1 pseudogene is annotated in these 256 nt (G+C 63.3%); it reads right to left on the bottom strand.

What is annotated here, in order from left to right:
- Positions 1–256 (bottom strand): annotated as a pseudogene (locus GJQ66_RS13255) (hypothetical protein); the annotation flags it as partial.

Here is a 256-nt window from a genome sequence, read left to right as displayed (position 1 = left end):
TGACGGCCCCCAAGGCGGCAAGGGGGGTGAGGATGAGCGCGATGGTGCCCGAAGTGACAAAGGCCAATGCGGCGAAGGCAAACACATCGAAGACAAGGCCATAGATCACCGTACCGCGCTTGCCCAGCCGGGCAAGAATGAGGCGGATCAACCCACCTTGCACCACCGCCATCATGATGCCGAACAGGCCCAGCGACAGCCCGATCATGCCCGCGTTCCAGCCAAACCGGGCCTGACCGAAATACGCCCAGACCGC

The organism is Microbacterium sp. ZXX196 (genome assembly GCF_009709595.1).
Taxonomy (GTDB): Bacteria; Actinomycetota; Actinomycetes; order Actinomycetales; family Microbacteriaceae; genus Microbacterium; species Microbacterium excoecariae.
This window is presented reverse-complemented; position numbering and strand designations above follow the sequence as displayed.